At 68.9% G+C, this 2,672-nt stretch carries 1 protein-coding gene; it reads right to left on the bottom strand.

Going from position 1 to position 2,672, the window contains the following annotated elements; translation table 11 throughout:
- Positions 1–1,309: 1,309 nt before the first annotated feature.
- The coding region (locus K789_RS0108640; RefSeq protein WP_024366410.1) for a 3-hydroxyacyl-CoA dehydrogenase family protein at positions 1,310–2,672 on the bottom strand (1,363 nt) is incomplete at its 5' end.

The following is a 2,672-nucleotide window of genomic DNA, read 5'->3' as shown; positions in this document are numbered from 1 at the left end:
CCCGCCGTTCTCGCCCTCGACGAGCCAACGGTCGGGCTGGACCGGTACGGGCTGGACTTCCTGCGCCAGGCGATCGAAAACTCCGCTGCGCGGGGCGCCGCCGTCGTGCTGGTCACGCATGACCTCAGCTACGCGCGGGCCACCGCACACCGCGTCCTAAAGCTCAGCGAAGGGAACCTGCGGGAAGTCTGAGCGGCATGGAGGCTTGCGACCCTAGCGGCAGCCCGCCGGCCACCCGAGCATTAGGCCATGGGCACCCAAGCAGGCACCACCACAATTGCCGGTGTTCCGGCCGTCCTGATGGTTGCGTCGCGGATCTGGCTGGTCCTCGCGGCAGCCGGCACCGTCTGGACGCTGATGGGGCTGCTCCTCGTCCTGGTCTTCGGCGGAACGGTGCCGCCGCAGACGTACCTCCCTGCACTGGCGCTCTACGTGGCCAGTGCGGCCGTGTTTGTGACGTGCGGAGTGTTCGCCGTGCTCCTGGGCCGGGGGCGGACGCCGGCACGCATCATCTTGTCGGCGTATGTTGTGATCCTTCCGGCACTTCTCATCTTCCGCGGCGGCCCGCCCGCTGGTGAAGTGCCGTGGTCGCAGGCCCTGCTGTCGCCCGTCGGCGCGGCCGCTGTCGTTGCAGTAGCTGCCACGGTCCTCATGTGGCTGCCGCCGGCCAACGCGTATTTCACCCGCGCCGGTGCGCACAAACCACTAACACCAGCCGATTCTCAGGCCCCGCCCGACCGGGTGCCGCGAGCTGTGGCGGCATCGGTCTGGCTTCTGGCTGTCGCCGGCGTGATCGCCGCGCTTCAGGCAGTGCTGGGACTGGTCCTCCTTGTGGGAGCCGTAGGTTCGGGCGGAAACATGACTCCGGCGCTGGTCCTTTGGCTGACGCTTGCCTCGGTGGCGGCGGCAGACCTCGCCTGTGCCCGGGCGGTCCGGCGGGGAAAGCCGTTCGTCCGGCCCATCGTCTCAGTTATCCCGCCGGCGGGCCTCAGCCTCCTCGTGCTGGCCACGCTCGCTGGCATTTCATCCCTGCCTGCCGGGAGCCCGGCGGCCAGTGGCGGAGTGCTGCCGGCGATCTTCCTGACCATCGCCTCCCAAGGGCTGCCGCTTATCGGCGGGNCTCGTGCCAGCCGTACTTGTCTGGGTCCCCTCTGCCGGGCGATACTTCCAACGCGGCGCCGGGGATCTGCCGGCCGCCACGACGGGTCCTGGCACGGCAGCGCCGCCGCCCGCACCGGAATAGGTGCGGACAGCGGCGCCGTGTGGTGAGAGCCGTGAGTTGAAAAGCCGTGCGGCGAAACCGGGTTGTTCAGGCTGCCGGTTCGGACGCCACCCCGGGGGCCAGGAACTTCCTGCCGTTGACCCGCTCGGAGGCGCCCACCCGGTCCAGGTACGGGGTGATGCCGCCAAGGAACATCGGCCAACGCGCACCGAGGATCATGCAGAGGTCGATGTCCTCAGGGCCCGCGACGACGCCCTCGGCCAGCATCAGGCCGATCTCCTCGGCCAGGGCGTCCTGCGTACGGCGCAGCACCTCCTCACCGGTGGACGGTGTGTTGCCGAAGGACATCAGCGCGAGCGTCCCGGCCGGGATCACGGGCTTGCCGGCTTGGACCGAGGCCGGATCCCAGATGGACGTCACCCCGTTGTCGATCAGCTTCTGCAGGTTCTGCGAGACGGTGAAGCGGTCGGGGAATGCCGCGTGCAGGGATTCCTGGACGTGCTGCGCGACCGGCAGGCCTACCATGGCTCCCAGGACGAACGGCGTCATCGGCAGGCCCATCGGGCGCAGCGCGTTGTCCGCGACCCCGGCAGGGGTGCCCTCGTCGAAGGCGGCCGTCACTTCGCCCATGAGGCGCAGCAGGATGCGGTTGACCACGAACGCCGGGGCGTCCTTGACGAGCACGGCGGACTTCTTGAGCCCCTTGGCAAGCTCGAACGCGGTGGCCAGCACGGCGTCGTCGGTCTTCGGCGCTCGGACGATTTCCAGCAGCGGCATCACCGCAACGGGGTTGAAGAAGTGGAAGCCGATCAGGCGCTCCGGGTGCTCCAGGTCCTCGGCCATGGCCGTGACTGACAAGGAGGAGGTGTTGGTGGCAAGGATGCACTCGGGAGAGACGATCGCCTCGACCTCCTTGAACACCTGCTTCTTGACGTTGAGCTCCTCGAAGACCGCCTCGATCACGAAGTCGGCGTCGGCGAAGGCGTCTTTGGACACCGATCCCGTGACGAGCGCCCGGGTCCGGTTGGCGGCGTCGGGGCTGATCCGGCCCTTGTGCTGCAGTTTGTCCACCTCGGCGTGGACGTAGCCCACGCCCTTGTCCACCCGGACCTGGTCGATGTCCGTCATTACGACAGGCACTTTGAGCTGGCGGGCGAAGAGCAGGGCGAGCTGGCTGGCCATCAGGCCGGCTCCCACAACGCCGATCTTGGTCACGGGGCGGGCGAGCTTGCGGTCCGGCGCGCCGGCGGGGCGCTTGGACCGGCGCTGCACCAGGTCCAGGAACGCGTAGACGGTGGAGCGGAACTCGTCCGTCTGCATGAGGTCCGCGAGGGTTTCGCATTCCAGCTCCGCGGACTGGGACTGCGTCAGCGTCCGGTTGGCTTCCATGACCTCGAGGACCTTGGCCGGCGCCGGGGAGGCATTGGAGGTCCGGGCCTCCACGAGCGAC

The organism is Arthrobacter sp. TB 26 (assembly GCF_000427315.1).
Lineage (GTDB): Bacteria > Actinomycetota > Actinomycetes > Actinomycetales > Micrococcaceae > Arthrobacter.
The sequence above is the reverse complement of the archived record's forward strand: the minus strand, read 5'-3'. Positions and strand labels throughout refer to the sequence as shown.